We start from the raw sequence: 17,233 nt of genomic DNA, 5'->3' as shown, positions 1-17,233 counted from the left end.
CACAATTTCGTGAAAATATACCATTTTTTCGTTTTCTTTTAAATTAAGGTTGCTCAACAGGTTAATTGACTAATTGTCCATTATCTATCTGATAAATACGATCAAACTCAGATAAACCTTTTAAGCGATGCGTAATCATCAATAGGGTTTTATTTGCACAATGCGATAAAATCAATCGTAAAATTAGCTGCTCGGTTTCACGATCTAACCCTTCTGTTGGTTCATCTAATAAGATCACATCTGCTTGACTTAATAATACTCGTGCTAACCCTAAACGACGTTGCTCTCCGCCAGATAACGGTCGACCACCTTCGCCTAACCAAAGAGATAGCCCCTCTTCGCTCAAATAAACTAAACCAACCGTTTCTAACACTTCAAGTAATTGTGCATCTGAAGCATTTGGATTCCCCATCAATAAATTTTGCTTTAATGAGGCATTAAAGATATGGACACGCTGGCTTAATGTGACTAAATGTTGACGTAACACCGCTTCCGGATAATCCGCAATTTCGCAATGATTCAACAAAATTCGACCGCTTGTAGGTGCATAATTTCGATTAAGTAATTGGAATAAGGTGGATTTCCCACTTCCCGTTTTTCCTACAATCGCAATTTTTTCACCTGCTTTAATGGATAGAGAGATCGATTTAGTTGCCATTTCTGATTGCATTGGATAGCCAAATGAGACTGAATCAAATTTAATTAAGGGCTGATTTAATACAACTTCTTGCCAAGTTGCTGAACCATTAAAGCTCACTTGTGCGGGTTGTTCAGTAATTTCATTAAGACGCTCAGCCGCGGCAATAACTTGACCTAAGTGTAAAAACGCCACGCCAATCGGCATTAAAATTTCGGTTGATGCCATCACACAGAAAATTACTAACGCAATTAACGCTTGTGGATAATCTGCCGTTGGCGCATGAATCGCACTAGAAATTAAATAGATGACCACGCACAACAAGATGCCATTTGAAAAAACTAATAAAGCATTTGATAGGCCTGTGAGATGACTCTCTTTACTTTGCTGTTCTAACCATTGTTCTTCAGTTTTTTGCAGTTTTGTCGTCATTTCTGGTACTAAACCAAATAACAAGAATTCTGCGTGTAATTGAATCCATTCAATAAACTGTGCTCGATATTGCGCACGACTTTGTACGGTATTCTGTCCTAATTTTCTGCCTAAATGATAAAAAACGGTTGGAAAAATCGCTAATAAGGCTAATAACGTTCCGCAAATAATAACTGCAAGTAAGCCAGAAACAAAAGAAAGGCCAATAGCCATAAAGGCAATCACCATTAAGGCACTTACAAATGGCGTAACCAAATTTAAATAAAGGGTATCTAACGTATCTACATCAGCCACTAAGCGATTCAATAATTCGCTATTACGATAACGCTTTAATCCACTTGGACTTAATGGAATCAATTTTTTAAAGATAGTCACGCGTAAATTAGCGAGTACTCTAAAAGTCGCATCATGAGTCACTAAACGTTCAAAATAACGAGAAACAGTCCGTCCAATCGCTAAACCACGTACACCAGAAGATGGGTAAAAGAAGTTAAAAACCAGTGCAGAACCAGCAAGAAAAGAAGCGGCAAGGAACCAACCAGATAAACTTAACAAACCGATGCTAGCAGAAAGGCTGGTAATCGCTAAAATAACGCCGAGAAGTAAACGCCCCCAGTGGGTACGGTATAAAGAAAGAAAAGGTATCAGTGATTTCATTGAGGAATCTAATTAAATATTTGCAAAAAATTGTAACATTTTAACCGCTTGTTCGCGAAGTTATGCCTGATTGTACCAAGAAAACGCAAAAAAAGCTCAATATTATCCATATTGAGCTTTTATGTTGAAAAAGACTAAATCAATCCAGCTTGTTGTAATGCTTTTAATACCACTGGTTGTGCTGATTCTGATAAAGTAGTTAATGGCAAGCGTAAATTCGGTTCACTAATTAACCCTAATTTATAAGCTGCCCATTTAACTGGAATTGGGTTCGCTTCAATAAACAGATCGTGATGAAGTGCCATTAAACGCTGGTTGATAGCATCCGCTTCTTCAAATTTACCCGCTAATGCAAGTTCACACATTTTTGCCATATCAGCTGCGGCAACGTTATTCGTAACAGAAATCACGCCTTGAGCACCTAATTTCATTGCCTCTAGTCCGGTTGCATCATCACCGCTTAAGAAAATAAAATCTTCGCCTGCAAGTTGCTTAATCAGCGGTAAGCGACTTAAATCACCCGTCGCTTCTTTAACGCCCACAATATTTTCAATTTTAGATAAACGAGCAATCGTTTCTGGTTTTAAATCGCTACCGGTACGTCCTGGTACGTTATATAAAATTTGAGGTAAATCTGTTGATTCCGCAATTGCTTTATAATGCAGATACATGCCTTCTTGGGTCGGTTTATTGTAGTAAGGCACAACACTTAAACAACCTGCAACGCCTGAATTTGTTAATAATTTAGTGAGCGTGATAGCTTCGCTTGTTGCATTAGAGCCAGTACCTGCAATCACTGGAATTCGTCCATCAGCAAATTCAACGGTTTTTTTAATCACTTTTACATTTTCATCAATGCTTAAAGTAGTTGATTCTCCGGTTGTTCCCACTGAGACAATCGCGTGCGTACCTGATTTTACATGATAATCTACTAAATTTTTTAATTCTGTGTAGTTTACTTCACCATGTGTCATTGGCGTAACGAGTGCAACAATACTGCCATGAAATAAAGGCATAGACATAATATTTTCCTCTTTTTATGATGCTTGTGTGTTCAATAGCTTGCGCAATTCATTTGAAATATGCAAGTATTTTTTATTAAAAAATGCTTTTCAAACATCAATTAACATTGATGTGCTAAATTTTTAATCGTAAAGACTTGGTGAATCCATATCTGGTCTGGTTTTAAAGCGTCGATGCAGCCACATATATTGGCTTGGTGCTTGTAAGATTTCTTGCTCAACGAGCTGATTCATTTTTACAGCCGTATCATATTCATTTTGGCAATCGCTAAAATCAACCATTGGAGAAATTTTTACTGTATAGCCAGAATAATCCGCATGACGAATTGGAGAGAATGGCACCACTTCGCTATTGGATGCTGAACGCAGTAGCATATAACTGCCAGTGGTTGTACACGCATCCTTTACTGCAAAAAACGGAACAAACACGCTATTTTTACGCCCATAATCATGATCTGGTGCATACCAAATGGTTTCGCCTTTTTTCAATGCTTTAATCATGCCTCGTAGATCTTTTCTATCTAACATCGCTTTATTTGAACGTACTCGTCCGCGAAATTGAATCCAATCTAATAACGGATTATCGTTAGGGCGATACACGCCTATTCCTTGATGATGTAACCCAACAATTCTTGCACCTAATTCTAGTGTTAAAAAATGGACTCCAACAAAAATAATCCCTGTTCCTTCAGGTTGATTTTTCAGATACTCTAATCCTTCAATGCGAGACCATTTAAGAATACGTTTATCGGACCAAAACCAAGCCATCCCTGTTTCAATAATCGCCATGCCGACAGATTCAATATTTTGGTCGATCAGACGATCAATTTCTGCTTCACTATAATGCGGAAAACAAAGTGAGAGATTACGGCGCGCAATACGAATACGGCGTTTACCAAATCCTAATGCAGCAAAGATCTTGCCTAATCCTTTACCAATAAAGACTAATACTGGATAAGGTAGGCAAAGTAGTAAACGGAAAAAACCTAATCCAATCCATAATCCCCAATAACGAGGATGAAGAAAACGCCATTGAAATGGCGGAAATTTACTCTTACTGTCCATTATTCCCTCTTTTTGTTTAGATTATCGGCTAAGGGCATTTAAAAATGTTAACTAGATCACAAAATTCACTTTTATTCAGTAATCAGCCTTGATATTTTCTTATGAAAAGCATACTTTAAAACTAAACCAAAACACAACCTAATCATAAAGAGGGCAACATTATGACACTCAATATCTCTAGTAAACAAATGGACATTACCCCTGCTATTCGTAGTCATATTGAAGATCGTTTGGCAAAATTGGATAAATTCCATACCCAGCTTATCAATCCGCACTTTATGATTCATAAACAACCTAATGACTATGAAGTAGAAGCAACTATCGGTTCTCCATTAGGTGATTTAGTTGCAAAAGCAACGCATGCTGATCTCTATACGGCAATCAATGAAGTACAAACCAAATTAGAATCTCAACTGATTCGCTTAAAAGAGAAAAAAGAACATTAATTTCTCATTAAACTAATTGATTAACAGCTAATTGAGTTTACTTAATTAGCTGTTTTTTTATGCTTCATCGGGCAAAAATAACGGACCGAGTGAACTATGTGGTAAGCCGTAATGTTCAGGATAAATCACATCAACTAAATATAACCCTTCTGCTTTTGCCGTTGGTGCGGCTAATGTTCTATCCTTTTGCTCAAGTAGCCATTTTATCCAAATAGGCGGTTGTTTACCTTGACCTACCTCAATCAAACTGCCAACAATATTTCTGACCATATGATGAACAAAAGCATTAGCTTGAATATCAACAATAATATAATTCTGACGGCGGCTTACCTGAAGATGGTGTACATTTCGCCACGGCGTATGTGATTGACATTTCGCAGCACGAAAAGAGGTAAAATCATTTTCACCTAATAGATACTGCCCTGCCTCATGCATTTTTTCATGATCTAAATCGACATGATAATGCGATACCCCTTTAGGTAAAATGGCTGAGCGTAATTTTTGATTTAGAATAATATAACGATAACGTCTTGCCGTTGCGCTAAATCTTGCATGAAATGAATCATCTACTTCTACCGCCCATTTCACGGCAATATCATCTGGCAAATTAGCATTTGTACCAAAACACCAAGCTTGCATTGGACGAATCGCATCAGTTTCAAAATGCACCACCTGTCCTGTACCATGCACACCTGAATCGGTTCGACCTGCACAAAATACCTCAACGTGTGCATTGGCCACCTTTGAAAGTGCCGTTTCTAATGTTTGTTGTACGCTTTCAACCTCATCTTGGCGTTGCCAACCAAAATAACGCGCGCCATCATATTCTATGCCTAATGCTATTTTCATCTTTATCTAACGAACAAGCGGTCGAATTTAGTCATTTTTTAACGAAATCAGACCGCTTGCAAAATTATTTTTGAATTAACTGGAGAAATTCTTTGCGGGTTTCTCGATCATCTAAGAAGACACCACCGAATGCTGAGGTTACCGTATAACTGTTGGTATCTTTTACCCCGCGACATTTCACACAAAAGTGTGTTGCTTTGACATAAACTGCAACATCGTCGGTTTCTAAAATCGTTTGAAATGCAGTAAGAATCTGTTCAGTAAAACGCTCTTGAACCTGCGGGCGTTGTGCAAAAAATTGCACCACACGGTTAATTTTAGACAGCCCAATCACCCATTTTTTCGGGTAATATGCCACCGCAACTTTACCATCAATCGTCACAAAATGATGCTCGCAGGTAGAAGTTAAAGTAATATCATCAACCAACACCATTTCGCTTACTTTCATGCGATTTTCAATATTCGTAATTTTCGGGAATGTTGCATAATCTAACCCACTGAAAATCTCATCAACATACATTTTTGCAAGGCGATGTGGCGTTTCTTCCAAACTGTCATCTGTTAAATCCAGCCCAAGTAATTCCATTACCTGTCGCATATGAGATTGAATTTCTGCACGACGAGTATCTTTATCTTGAGTTAATTCAACTGTTGGGGTTTCAATGCCCTTAGCCAACAATGCTTGGCGAACTTTTTGCGCCTCAGTGGAGATAATATTCATTCGGGTTCCTCTAAATTTGAGAGCGGAATTCTAGCAAATTGACATCAAAAAAAATAGCACTAAAATGCGCTCATTCAGCTTAGATAACATTAACAATATGATTTACACGCACTTTAATTCAGATTTAGTCCCCACCGCCGAACAGCCATTTATCGAACAACTCTTCGCTTGCAAAAATTTTGAAAAATCTGACCGCTTGTTAGGCTATTCAAAAGGGCGCGGTATTACTTGGTTTTTAAATGCACAACACGAATTAGGGCGAGATATCGTTTTACGTCATTATTATCGAGGTGGATTATTTGGTAAGTTGGTTAAAGATCAGTATTGGTTCCTGTCTTTCGCTCAAACACGTGCAGCACAAGAGTTTGATTTACTTAAACAAATGCACCAATGGGGGCTACCTGTTCCACAGCCTATTGCTTTTCAAATTGAAAAACATCACTGCTATTATCGTGCAGAAATTATGATTGAAAAGATTCCTAACACGCAAGATCTAAGCAAATTGTTACAACAAGCTCCTCTTCCTCTTGCGCAATATCATCAAATTGGAAAGGTCATTCGCGCAATGCATGATCGCCAAGTTTGCCATACTGATCTAAATATTCATAACATCTTGCTTGATGAGAAAGGTCAATGTTGGCTGATTGATTTTGACAAATGTAAAATTCACCCCAATGATGCTTGGAAAAAAGACAACCTCAACCGCCTTCTTCGCTCTTTTCACAAAGAGCAAACCCGCTTAGGTATTCATTTTAATGAAACCGATTGGCAAGCAATTTGTGAAGGGTATGGGGAATAAATATAGATAGTTTTTCCTTTCTTAATCAATTAAGTAAAAATAGCCACCCGAAGGTGGCTGCATCAAACATTGCTTTTAATTTCTCTTGATCGGCAAGTTTCAACACACAGCCGCCCGAAGGCGGCTGCGCGAGACAAACTTTGCACGCTCGACATTACTCAAAGTTTCAACACACAGCCGCTCGAAGGCGGCTGCTTTCCCATATTGATTGGATGCGAGCAAGATATAAAGTTTCAACACACAGCCGCTCGAAGGCGGCTGCAAGCAAGGGGCGCGGCTATGGTAATAGCCTAACCAGTTTCAACACACAGCCGCTCGAAGGCGGCTGCGCTTTGACTAATTCAGATAAAGCCCATTCATACGGTTTCAACACACAGCCGCTCGAAGGCGGCTGCCAACAAAAACGTATCACAACTGTTGTTATTGAAGTTTCAACACACAGCCGCCCGAAGGCGGCTGCGCATCTTGATCAAGAGTAGCGTTAATTGTTTCCGGTTTCAACACACAGCCGCCCGAAGGCGGCTGCGGGTAACTTCTTACGCGCGTGATCGCTATATGACGGTTTCAACACACAGCCGCCCGAAGGCGGCTGCTTCCATATGGATTCTCCTTGTTTACCATTTAAAAGTTTCAACACACAGCCGCCCGAAGGCGGCTGCGTGCGGAGTATTGGTGGCCTTTTTTGCATCCCTATCGTTTCAACACACAGCCGCCCGAAGGCGGCTGCTTTTGCGCCAGCGCCAGCAACTACTGGTGTAAAGTGTTTCAACACACAGCCGCCCGAAGGCGGCTGCTTGAGACTAAAGCGGAGGCAAGCCGCTTTTTTAATGTTTCAACACACAGCCGCCCGAAGGCGGCTGCTCCCTATATAAAAAGATGATAAAAATCAGTAAGTTATTTACTGTATTTCGCTATCCTTTAAAATATAAGGAGTATCAGGAAGTATAACTAACATTTAGTTGTTACACAAATTATTAACTTATTCAAATTGTTAAAGAAAATAAGGATCGCTATCCTATCAGGGTTTTAATGAGAACAATAGGTTAGCGAACTAAATGACAAGTATATCTTTAAATATATCAACAGCCGGTTTTGCGCCATGATGTTCCACTTTATTACGCCATTTACTGCCTAAATGATAAAAACGCAGACTGTCACATGTGGGGTCGTAGGTTTCCAACAGTTTGTTTTTCAATATGACCCACTGGTCGGGCGTGACATCACATTCAAATACCGAATATTGCGCCCGCACGCCGTAATCTAAGCAATGTTTTGCGATGCGGCGCAATCGTGCTCGCCCGTTTGGATCGTCAAAAGAAATGTCGTAAGTAATCAGCATTAACATAGTTTATCTCATCAAAAACGGCGGATATTCCGCTAAATCTCCGCGCAAGTGCCGCGCCAACAGCATGGCCTGAATATACGGCAGCAGCCCGATTTCCACTTCCTCGCCTAAAAACGGATGAACGATTTTCTCCTGCTTCTTCGCCTGCAAAGCTTGGAACAAGAGCTTACGCGCATCGGCCTTCAGGCTCACCGCGCCACTCGCCTCGGTAACAAAATCCTGCGGTTTGATTTGTCCTCGGTTAATCAGCGACAACACCAACCTGTCTGCCGACCACGCGCGGAATTCTTCCAAAATATCCTGCGCCAAACTATCGCGCCCCGGTCGGTCGGCATGCAAAAAGCCCACCTGAGGGTCCAACCCCACGCCTTGCAGCGCGCCACTGATATCCTTACCTAAAATGCTGTACACAAACGACAACAGCGCATTCACCCCGTCTCTGGGCGGACGGCGGTTGCGCCCGTCAAAAGAAAAACCGCTTTTTTCGCTCAAAAGCTGCCCGAACACGCCGAAATAACGCGCCGCCGCATCGCCCTCAATACCACGCACCACGTCTAGTTCGGCCGCGCCCTTCAACTGCCGCAGCGAAATATTCAAAGCATCGACCGCACTTTGAATCGCCGCATTCTCGCCGTAATTGCGAATCTGCCGCTGAAGCACCCGCTTACTCGCCTGAATCTTCGCCGCAATGATATTGCGTGCAATTGGCACGGGATTTTGCTCCGACACCCGATACTGCGCCCGACGCAACAGCACATTGCCGCTCTGCCGCCCCTGAAGCCGTCCCAGGAAACGTCCGTTTTCGGTAAAAAACGCCAAATTCACATTATTTTCACCGCAAAATCCCAACAAAAACGGCGATACCAGCACATTCCCGAAACAGAAAATATGCCCGATGGAATGCACCGGCAACTGCGCCACCTTCTTACGCTCCTGCTCCACCACCAGCGTCTCCCGCTCCTTATGCAGATAGCTGCCTTGGGTGGTGATATAGAGTGTGTTTTGCAGTTTGCGCATGTAGAACTCCTTAAGGTTTGACAGCAGTTTTGTTTTGAACCGGCTTGTCAATTTAGACTGTCTAAAAAATCATACTTGTAGATAGCTTGAAATAAAAAGCAAATAATCCATCAATATACATGCCTAAATACACACTACGATTTTTAATCAATTTTTATATTGCAATTTTTCGCAATACATTCTCCAAATGGAGTTAATGGCTTAATTAACGCGTCAAATTCAGAAACATCTATTTTCATAAATTCAATAAACTCAATAAGATCTGGGAAGTCAGTTTTTATATTTTCTGTTTTATAATTATTTACGCCTAGAGAATCACCCAAAAGTTTTAACGTATTAATCTTATAAGATTTATCAGAAAAAACCATATTATTCAAAGCGAGTAAATCAATATTTACAGGGGAAGAAATATTCTCCATAAAGAATTTTGAAATACCGTTTATATATTTCTTGTAAAGTTCCTTTGCCTGTTGTATTAAATTAGTTTGGGATTCTTTTGAATTAACATTACTAACAATCTTTTGATAAACGTTAAAAAAATCACTATAAAACTCTCCATCATCATGCTGAACCGAAACATAAAGAGGCTTTCTAAGGCATTTGATGAAACACAAGAAAAACACCTGATCCTTGTTTAAGTATTTTAGATATGATATAGCTTGATTGATTAAATAATCATTATTATTACTACTTAGTTTATCCATTAACAAATTTGCCAATACCTCATTTAATGAAATATCATTCTTTGTCCCAACTTGGTTAACCATTTCACTAATTAAACTTTGTACTTCAGAAGAAGCAAATCTTTTCTCCATTTCTTCATCAATTCGACCACTTACAGCCTCATCGACAGTTGAATTTAGCTTTTCATGGAATTTAAATGCTAAATCTGCAATGGCTCTATATGATTCAGATCTTGCATTTTCTATCAAGCTAGGTAACTTATCAGAAAATAGTTCCTCAAATAGATTTTGAATTTCAGAAACTGAAAGCCCAATATTTATATTACCAGTGATGTCTCCTTGATTTTGTAAAGATACAGAATTTTCACCCTGAGATAATGTTAATTTTTTTCCCAAAACCATTTTTTAATCCTTTTTGTTTATTTGATTAATATTTATGTTGCCATTAATTTTTCCAGAATTTTGAATATTTTGTATATTATCTCCATTTAAATTAGCACTTATATTATTTTTAACAAATCTATCTCTCATGTAACTAGCTCCAAATAATAACGACAAAGCACCAAATATCATGGACCAGCTATTAGGATTCAATCCCAGAAAAGACTTATCAAAAATATTTGTAATAAAAGCCAAAAGCAACCAAACAATAACGAAAAATATTTTCATATATTCTCCTAAAAATACCAATAAATCAAAAGCATTTACCAAACAACTCCGCTACATACCCCACACTCCTATCCCGTTTCCCCAGCAACTCCGGCTGGCAAATCTCCACCAGCGAGCAGGCTTTGCAGCGTTTGCCGTAGTCGGGCGGCGGAGTTTGTCCGCTGTTTAGAAGTTCGCGCACGGCGGCGATGGTGGCGAGAGTTTGGGTGCGTAGGTCGTCTGAAAACACGACGGGGATACGGTGGCGGGTTTGCATATACCACAGCGCGCCATCAGAGACGATTTGCCCCGTCATTTCTTCCAGGCACAAGCCTTGGGCGCAAAGCTGGATTTCGTCCATCGGGTCGGGTTTGGGCTTGCCACGTTTGTATTCCACGGGTTTCAGACGGCCTGTTTTTGTATCCACTTCCACCAAATCCAACACGCCGCTGATGCCCAGCTTCTCCGCCGACACATGCACCGTCCGCTCAAAGCGCACGCCCTTGCGCGTTTCCGGCTCGCCCGAATCCACCCGCTCATGCAGCGCCTTTCCCTGCGCGGTCAAATAGTTCTCCGCCCACGCCTGCTCGTTGTGAATCAACGCGCATTGGCGCGGACAAAAGGCGTAGTGTTGCAGGGCGGAAAGGGGAATCAGACGCGTGTCCTGATTGTCCCCTTGGCTTTCGGTTGAAAGTGCGGTCATTTTTTTAAATATTTTAGAAGCCGTCGATTTCTTGCGGAGTTAAACCATCAAGTTTTTCCAGTTCATAGCTACCATCGGCATTCACTTTCAGGCTGCCATGCACTTTAGCGGAAGAGTATTGTCCTGATTTGCTGTTGTGCTCCCACCAGATGAGTTTCAACACCTGCATGCTGCCTTCGGGGCGGGCGGATGATGCGTCGCCTTCAAAGAGTTTGGTGAGTACGGCTTTGATTTTTTCGGCATCGTCGTCTGAAAAGCCGGTGCGCTCGGCAAGCTGCGGCGACATCGCACCAAAGGCAATGTACACGCCGTGATCGACGCGGTGTTTCATGCCCATGGTGTCGGAGCTTTTTTTCGTGCCATCGCCTTCGCCGCTGACGCTTTTGGTGATTTGGGTGCTGGTAATGTTTATCGGCTCAACGCTGAATGCGGATTGAATGGTAACGGGGCCGCGCACGGCGATGGATATGCCGCTGCTGCCGTCGCCGCTGAATGCAAAGACTTGTCCGAAGCTACGTACGTCCAGCCATTTTTCACAGGCTTTCTTGGCGGTATCATCTTTGTTGGCTTTTTTGGCGTTAAAGGCATCCGCACCCAAGCCGACATCTTTGTCTTTAGCACGGTTGGCTAGGCTGGTCATGCCATCGGTTTTCTTTTCGTCCGATTGTACAAAAATGCTCTCGCCACCGTCTTGCAGGCGGTCGCGGATTTTACGTTTCAAGCACACATCGGTCATTTCGCCGAAACCTTGGAAATCAGCACGCGGGCGGTTGCCGTTTAAAGGGTCGCCGTTAGGGTTGGCGTTGGTTACTTTCAGAATGAGGGCGAAGTCGATTTTTTTGGTTAAGCTCATTTTGGTTTTCCTTTAAGTTGGATTATTCATCAGTTTTGGATTTGTTGGCGGAAAGCTCGGCAATACGGCGGGCTATTTCCATTTTTTGGCAGTGATAGCCCAAAAGAAATTCACCGCTTAATTTGTCGTCTCGGGTGAAATCATTGACTTCAAATAACTCGACAATTTCACTAATGGCGTCTTTATAGAAATCTTTTCCTTGACTCGTTAAATAATTTCTATACGGTACCAACTTCTCACTTTCAAGATTTCTCCATGTGCTATATGGTCTTTGTGCAAATTGCTGGAAATAACGTTCTGCATTAGTTGCTCGAGTCGGTGTTTTTTTGCCATTCTGCAAATATAAGGCATACCACTCCATGCTTTCTGCTTGTGCAATTAATCGACCATACAAATAATCGCGCGAGCGGTTTTTAGTATCTAAACTCATAGAATATCTCCGTTGTAATGTATATTTACGGGCGTACCAACCTTTGTATAAGGCACAGGCGACGCCGATGTTTCTTTGCCAATTTTCAGAGCGGATTTTTTCTCCGTCTTCGGGGCGATGATTTGCAAAAGGATTACAGGCTACCTGAAAACTTTTTTGCACCAAGTCATAAGGGATCTGCACCGATTTACCACCTGAAATCACAGGCAGAAGGCGGGCATAAAGCTGTCTTCTCGATTTTCTGTCCTTATCTCCAAACTCCGTCTTGGTTAACACTACTTCTGCAATACGTTCTAAGGACGGTGCAGCAAAAATCCAAGAGGATTTATATTTTTGATACCAAGCAAAATCATCCTGCCATTCGTCTAAATCTCGGAAATAATCATCCCTTAATTTCTCTTGATAAAATGTCAAAGACATTCTGCCACCCGTTTTCGATGGCTCATCAACCATTAATAAAGAAATCTGCTCATTAGCTGCCAGCTTTTCTTTATAGCCATGGAATTTTTTCTTTAATTGTTCCACAGTTTTTAGACCAAGATCAGCTGAATGATCAATATTATCTTTCGCAAATAAAGAAGTATAAACGACATCGTCTTGATAAAGATCTGATAGAAGTTTATCTTCATCCGATATGCAATTGCTCGACCAAGCTAAAATTACTTGCTTACCATTTCGTATTCCTTGTCGATTAATCATCCATTTCAATACGCTAAATGCCTTCTGTGAAGCATTTTTTCCTAGTATCACAGCCTGACTGCCTAATTCTGATTTAGCTCCATTATCTTTATCACCATAAAATCTTCCTCTAAAGGTAAATCCGGTATCATCGTTAGCTGAAACCAATTTGGCATTACCGTTTATTTTCGGATAGGCTTCAGTCGGATAATCTAAATCTCCGGTAATACAACATAAAGATTTATGGCGACCTTTTTGTATCAGACTTTCTTGATACTCAATCCACTGATTCTGTATCCGCGGCTTATTCCATAGATCAGAATGTAGATCGTTAGGTATTTCAACAGCCCATATAACAGTCAAGCTAAAAGGATCATTTTTTCCAGACGACAATATATTGTCTTTGAAAGAAAAAATCTGTTTCGCTAACAAATCTTCAATCAATGAGCCTTTTTGAATATATTGCAAAACAATTTTTAATTCTGGTAGGTTACTAAATTGAACCCAATTGAATAATTGTTCTTCATAAGCTATAAAACTTTCCTTATATTCTTGCTTTTGTTTATCTAGAAATTGTCGCTTCTTATCTTCTGAGCCTACTAAAAATTCTTGCCATTTTTTTCCGCCTTTTTGTGGAGCTCTCTTCTTTGCCACTTCGCTAATATATTCAATAGTCAGATATTTTTCTGCCGTTTTAGCAATATATTTCAAACTATCATGAAGTGCACTAGGAGCTATTGTTGAACCTGCTTTATTTAATACGTTTTCAGGTGCCTGAATAGGTAATTGTCTTTTAATTGATTCTGCATGAACAAGCTCCGCTTTGTCATTTAAAACTACTCTTAAGTGAACCGCTTTAGACATATGAAACGGCAATGCCAAGTCTTCATCATCCAAACCTTGTTCTTGGACATATTCATACGTCTGATAAAGTTTCTGCATCCAGCTCATAACCCCAGCTCCTTGGCTTCATCTTCCACCAGTTCCACATTCTCGCCGCGCTTAAACGGTTTTTCAGGCTTCATTTTACGGATAAATCGAGTTTTTAGACGACCTTCTGTGTCATTGATGCTTGGAAATTCAATCACACCATTTTGCATATTCGCCATCCAAAAACGACTGACCAATTCAGGCTTTCCAGTTTCTTCGGGATAGCCGAAACTATGGAACATCAGGCCAAAATCTAAATTATCGATTTCATCGTAAAACCCTTCGCCTTCGCCGAAAGTGCATGGCTCGACATAGCCTTGGCAATCGCGCGTGCCAAGAAAAATATCCTGCCGCCCGCCACGTTCCAACATTCTTCTGGCAATGGCGATATGTTTGCCGAAATTGCGGTCGCCTGCCAATTCTTCCCAATGATCATTCCATTCAAAATGGGCTTCTACTTGGTATTCCACGTCCTGCAAAAAGGTGTAAATCGCCAAAGTATTGCCGCCGTTCCAATCCAGTGGCTTGGTGGACTTGCTTTGGGTGCGGATGGGTTTCATCACACGGATGCGGTCGATATACCAAATCAAGGTGGGTTTCCAATAGATGCTCTTAACGATGCCTTTAATGGCTTCGTATGTCGGCACTTGGTAGCTGAATTTTTCGCCGCCAATTTTGGTGACGGGGTCGGTAAACAAGGCTTGCCGCCCCCAGACACGGAAACTGAATTTATGGTTGTTATAGTCCATATTACTCCTTAAGATATATAGCAAGTCATTTCGCTTATCTTATCTAAAGACAAGCCGAATTCATTGTTGTAATGGCATTCATCTAGATAATAAATGCCCGAACCTTTAATGGTTTCATGCAGAGCTTTTTTCTCTTGTAACTTATTCCACACTTTTGGAAAGACGTTCACGCTGTAAGACTGGGCTTTTTTCTTTGCTTCACTCATCTCTTTTACATCCCACGCCCCACATAAAGTAGTGATGTATTCCTTGCCTTTACCATACGGCACAATCACGGAGCGGGTTGGAGCATCAATAACTTGGAAAATACGTCCTGCACTTTTAAAGGACTGCATAAGTAACGGATATAAATCACGCTTTCTCAAAATATCATTCTTGAAATAGCCTTTAAATTTTGCTCCGGCATTGAAGCAGTTATCGCTTAACCAGTGCAGTAAACCATCATTTTTGTCTTTTTCATTTATGAGATATACCATCTCATCGCTACGATTATAAAAATAAAGCTCAAAATATCGACTCATGGCTTTGGGCTGTAATATATCTTTTTCTTCAAACTCTCTGAAAATAGTTGCCGCTTTTTCCTTCCCAACTGCAATGTCAGGAAGTATCTGTGAGAAATCTGTCTCCTGTAAATTCAATACATAAACCAATCCTTTATCTACTTCTTTATGCCGGTTGCAACGCCCCGCCGCTTGGGCAATGCTGTCCAATCCGCCCAAAGCACGAATCACGCAAGCCATGGAAATATCCACGCCTGCTTCAATCAACTTGGTGCTGATGCAGATAACTGGTTCTTTGTTTTCTAGACGAGCTTTGATAGTGTCAAAAATCGCTTTGCGGTGCGCCGCGCATTGGTGGGTGCTTAAATGAAACAAGGCCTCTGGCGGCACATTCTGCTTTTGGCAATATTGATAAAGCTCCTGCGCCCATTTTTTTGTATTGACGATAAACAGGCAGCTTGGGGTCGTCTGAAATTGTTCCAGCAAAAATGTGCCTGCTTCTTCCACATTCCAACCGCCTGATTTTTCGTTGAATCGGATTTCTACGCGTGATAAATCAGCAAATAATTTATCTAAATCCTGATACTTGCCCATGATTTCAGCGTTTTCAGGCAATCTTAACAAACCACGTGCGGTAATGGCTCCCCTTTTATCTTCAGGAAAATTCTGCAAACCCAATTCGCCGAGCAAAGGCTGCGTCGCCGTACACAAAACCGCCGTGCTTTTACCGAATTTCGTTAGCCAATTTAATACGTTGCAAAACAGATGGACGCATTTCACCGGCAAAGTTTGAATTTCATCAAAAATCAAAACGCTATTGGTCATGGGGTGGATATGGCGCGCGCCGCGCGTACCGCCGCCGAACCACGCATCTAGAAACTGCACCATCGTGGTGAAGACAATGGGTTTATCCCAGTTTTCGCACAGCAGTTTGTCCTGCCAGCTTTGCTTTTCGGGTTCTAGATTAGAATGATGTTCCAGTACCCAATCTTCGCCAAGAATTTCGCGTACGACTTGGGCGTTTTGATCGATGATGGAAGTATAGGGAATGATGTAGATGATGCGATCTAGATTGTGCTTTTGCGCATGATGAAGGGCATAGCGCAGACTGGCCAATGTTTTACCGCCGCCGGTCGGCACTGTGAGTGTATAAATACCTTGAGGGTCGACCGCTCTTTTTAGACAGTCGCTGGAAATTCGACGGCGGATTTCGTCAATAGGATAACGGTTTTGAAAACCTGCTAATTTGGCTTCCACTTGATCAATCACCATTTGCCAATCAGGTTTTTCCGTCAAGCGACGGACTTCTTTTTGCGCTTCCCGTTCAAAATCCGAACTGTTGATACGATCGGCATCAATCAGGCAGCTGAATAAAAAGCGGGTCAGGCAGCCGAGATAGAATTCTTTAATTTTGTCATTAGTCGTTGAATCGGAAAGTATCAGTTTTACTGCTTTGAGCAGGTTGCGAATCAGGTTTTCTCCTGCCAATTCATGTGCTTTTTGCTGAACGACTTCATCGGCATTTTGCTCGCATTCTGCCAAATGCGTCAGTTCATCAGTTTTATTAAACCGCTCAATCCATTTCGGATTACCCTCTCCATCCAAACAGTCAATCAAGCCTTCACCGTGGTGTGATGCTATGCATAAACCCAGCATTTGTCCGAACAATTCGCCGATGCCCTGCTCTGCACCAATTTTTCTCAATTCGCGGTAAACCCATTGTGCACCGGCGGTGGAATGATCCACTTTACTGCCGTTCGGCGTACTTTCTTCATCATCCAAGTCAGGATTGAACAACCCAGTTTCATCGTGGATATATTTTTGGAATTTGTGAGAATATTTGCCGAAATCGTGCATGAGTCCGAGTAACTCGCCCTCCTGCTCCAAATCCAGCTTGGCTGCCAATAATTTGGCGATCTCGGAGGTTTCCGTCAGATGGGTTTGCAAAGATTGCGGTTGCCCGTCTGCTTTGCGGACATGGGCTATATAGTTGAAATTCACATCGATTCTCCAAATTCAAAACGCGCAAAATTTAACGAACAAGCTATATAAATTAGCTTGAAGTGTTG

General features: G+C 41.3%; 16 protein-coding genes and 1 CRISPR repeat array. Of the genes, 2 read left to right on the top strand and 14 right to left on the bottom strand.

Annotation, left to right across the window (positions count from 1 at the left end; translation table 11 throughout):
- Window positions 1–61 precede the first annotated feature (61 nt).
- The 3 genes from cydC to HMPREF1128_RS03165 form a co-directional block, all read right to left on the bottom strand.
- Window positions 62–1,726: a heme ABC transporter ATP-binding protein/permease CydC gene (cydC, locus tag HMPREF1128_RS03175; RefSeq protein ID WP_007524455.1), complete on the bottom strand. Its 1,665-nt coding sequence runs from the start codon at window positions 1,724–1,726 to the stop codon at window positions 62–64.
- Between the two features lie 134 nt (window positions 1,727–1,860).
- A complete protein-coding gene (dapA, locus tag HMPREF1128_RS03170) occupies window positions 1,861–2,748 on the bottom strand; it encodes a 4-hydroxy-tetrahydrodipicolinate synthase (protein WP_007524800.1) in 888 nt (295 codons plus the stop codon).
- Window positions 2,749–2,871: 123 nt separating this feature from the next.
- Window positions 2,872–3,813, bottom strand: a complete 942-nt coding sequence (locus HMPREF1128_RS03165) for a Kdo(2)-lipid IV(A) acyltransferase (RefSeq protein ID WP_007524655.1) — start codon at window positions 3,811–3,813, stop codon at window positions 2,872–2,874.
- Window positions 3,814–3,974: 161 nt separating this feature from the next.
- Between HMPREF1128_RS03165 and hpf the strand changes: the two genes are divergently transcribed.
- Entirely contained in the window at window positions 3,975–4,259 is a 285-nt protein-coding gene (gene hpf / locus HMPREF1128_RS03160) for a ribosome hibernation-promoting factor, HPF/YfiA family (RefSeq protein ID WP_007525155.1), read from the top strand.
- Window positions 4,260–4,316: 57 nt separating this feature from the next.
- Here the strand turns inward: hpf and truA are convergent, their stop codons facing one another.
- Window positions 4,317–5,108, bottom strand: coding sequence for a tRNA pseudouridine(38-40) synthase TruA (gene truA / locus HMPREF1128_RS03155; protein ID WP_007524605.1), 792 nt, complete (start codon window positions 5,106–5,108; stop codon window positions 4,317–4,319).
- Between the two features lie 64 nt (window positions 5,109–5,172).
- Window positions 5,173–5,829 carry a GTP cyclohydrolase I FolE gene (folE, locus tag HMPREF1128_RS03150; protein ID WP_007525494.1) on the bottom strand — a complete coding sequence of 219 codons (657 nt, stop codon included), beginning with the start codon at window positions 5,827–5,829 and terminating at the stop codon, window positions 5,173–5,175.
- Window positions 5,830–5,926: 97 nt separating this feature from the next.
- Here folE and HMPREF1128_RS03145 point away from each other — a divergent pair, with 97 nt between their 5' ends.
- Window positions 5,927–6,628, top strand: a complete 702-nt coding sequence (locus HMPREF1128_RS03145; protein WP_035530222.1) for a 3-deoxy-D-manno-octulosonic acid kinase — start codon at window positions 5,927–5,929, stop codon at window positions 6,626–6,628.
- Between the two features lie 96 nt (window positions 6,629–6,724).
- Window positions 6,725–7,489: a CRISPR direct-repeat array (repeat unit 32 nt; unit sequence GTTTCAACACACAGCCGCCCGAAGGCGGCTGC).
- Window positions 7,490–7,679: 190 nt separating this feature from the next.
- Here HMPREF1128_RS03145 and cas2 read toward each other — a convergent pair.
- From cas2 to HMPREF1128_RS03100, 9 genes are all read right to left on the bottom strand, one after another.
- Window positions 7,680–7,973, bottom strand: coding sequence for a CRISPR-associated endonuclease Cas2 (cas2, locus tag HMPREF1128_RS03140; RefSeq protein WP_007525467.1), 294 nt, complete (start codon window positions 7,971–7,973; stop codon window positions 7,680–7,682).
- A gap of 3 nt (window positions 7,974–7,976) precedes the next feature.
- Entirely contained in the window at window positions 7,977–8,990 is a 1,014-nt protein-coding gene (gene cas1c / locus HMPREF1128_RS03135) for a type I-C CRISPR-associated endonuclease Cas1c (protein WP_007524424.1), read from the bottom strand.
- A 143-nt stretch (window positions 8,991–9,133) separates the two neighbouring features.
- Window positions 9,134–10,075, bottom strand: coding sequence for an LPO_1073/Vpar_1526 family protein (locus HMPREF1128_RS03130; protein ID WP_007524278.1), 942 nt, complete (start codon window positions 10,073–10,075; stop codon window positions 9,134–9,136).
- 3 nt (window positions 10,076–10,078) lie between these two features.
- Entirely contained in the window at window positions 10,079–10,342 is a 264-nt protein-coding gene (locus HMPREF1128_RS03125) for a hypothetical protein (RefSeq protein ID WP_010129881.1), read from the bottom strand.
- A 25-nt stretch (window positions 10,343–10,367) separates the two neighbouring features.
- The gene (gene cas4, locus HMPREF1128_RS03120) at window positions 10,368–11,024 is read right to left on the bottom strand and encodes a CRISPR-associated protein Cas4 (protein ID WP_007524822.1); all 657 of its coding nucleotides are present in this window, start codon (window positions 11,022–11,024) and stop codon (window positions 10,368–10,370) included.
- 13 nt (window positions 11,025–11,037) lie between these two features.
- The gene (cas7c, locus tag HMPREF1128_RS03115; protein WP_007524600.1) at window positions 11,038–11,877 is read right to left on the bottom strand and encodes a type I-C CRISPR-associated protein Cas7/Csd2; all 840 of its coding nucleotides are present in this window, start codon (window positions 11,875–11,877) and stop codon (window positions 11,038–11,040) included.
- A 22-nt stretch (window positions 11,878–11,899) separates the two neighbouring features.
- Complete coding sequence (gene cas8c / locus HMPREF1128_RS03110) at window positions 11,900–13,936, bottom strand: type I-C CRISPR-associated protein Cas8c/Csd1 (protein ID WP_007524562.1); 2,037 nt, start codon at window positions 13,934–13,936, stop codon at window positions 11,900–11,902.
- Window positions 13,933–14,664 carry a type I-C CRISPR-associated protein Cas5c gene (gene cas5c, locus HMPREF1128_RS03105; protein WP_007524461.1) on the bottom strand — a complete coding sequence of 244 codons (732 nt, stop codon included), beginning with the start codon at window positions 14,662–14,664 and terminating at the stop codon, window positions 13,933–13,935. The genes cas8c and cas5c overlap by 4 nt, the downstream gene beginning before the upstream one ends.
- An 8-nt stretch (window positions 14,665–14,672) precedes the next feature.
- Window positions 14,673–17,165: a CRISPR-associated helicase/endonuclease Cas3 gene (locus HMPREF1128_RS03100; RefSeq protein WP_010129883.1), complete on the bottom strand. Its 2,493-nt coding sequence runs from the start codon at window positions 17,163–17,165 to the stop codon at window positions 14,673–14,675.
- Between the last annotated feature and the right edge of the window lie 68 nt (window positions 17,166–17,233).

The sequence above is a fragment of the Haemophilus sputorum HK 2154 genome, assembly GCF_000287615.1.
Classification (GTDB): Bacteria; Pseudomonadota; Gammaproteobacteria; order Enterobacterales; family Pasteurellaceae; genus Haemophilus_A; species Haemophilus_A sputorum.
The sequence above is the reverse complement of the archived record's forward strand: the minus strand, read 5'-3'. Positions and strand labels throughout refer to the sequence as shown.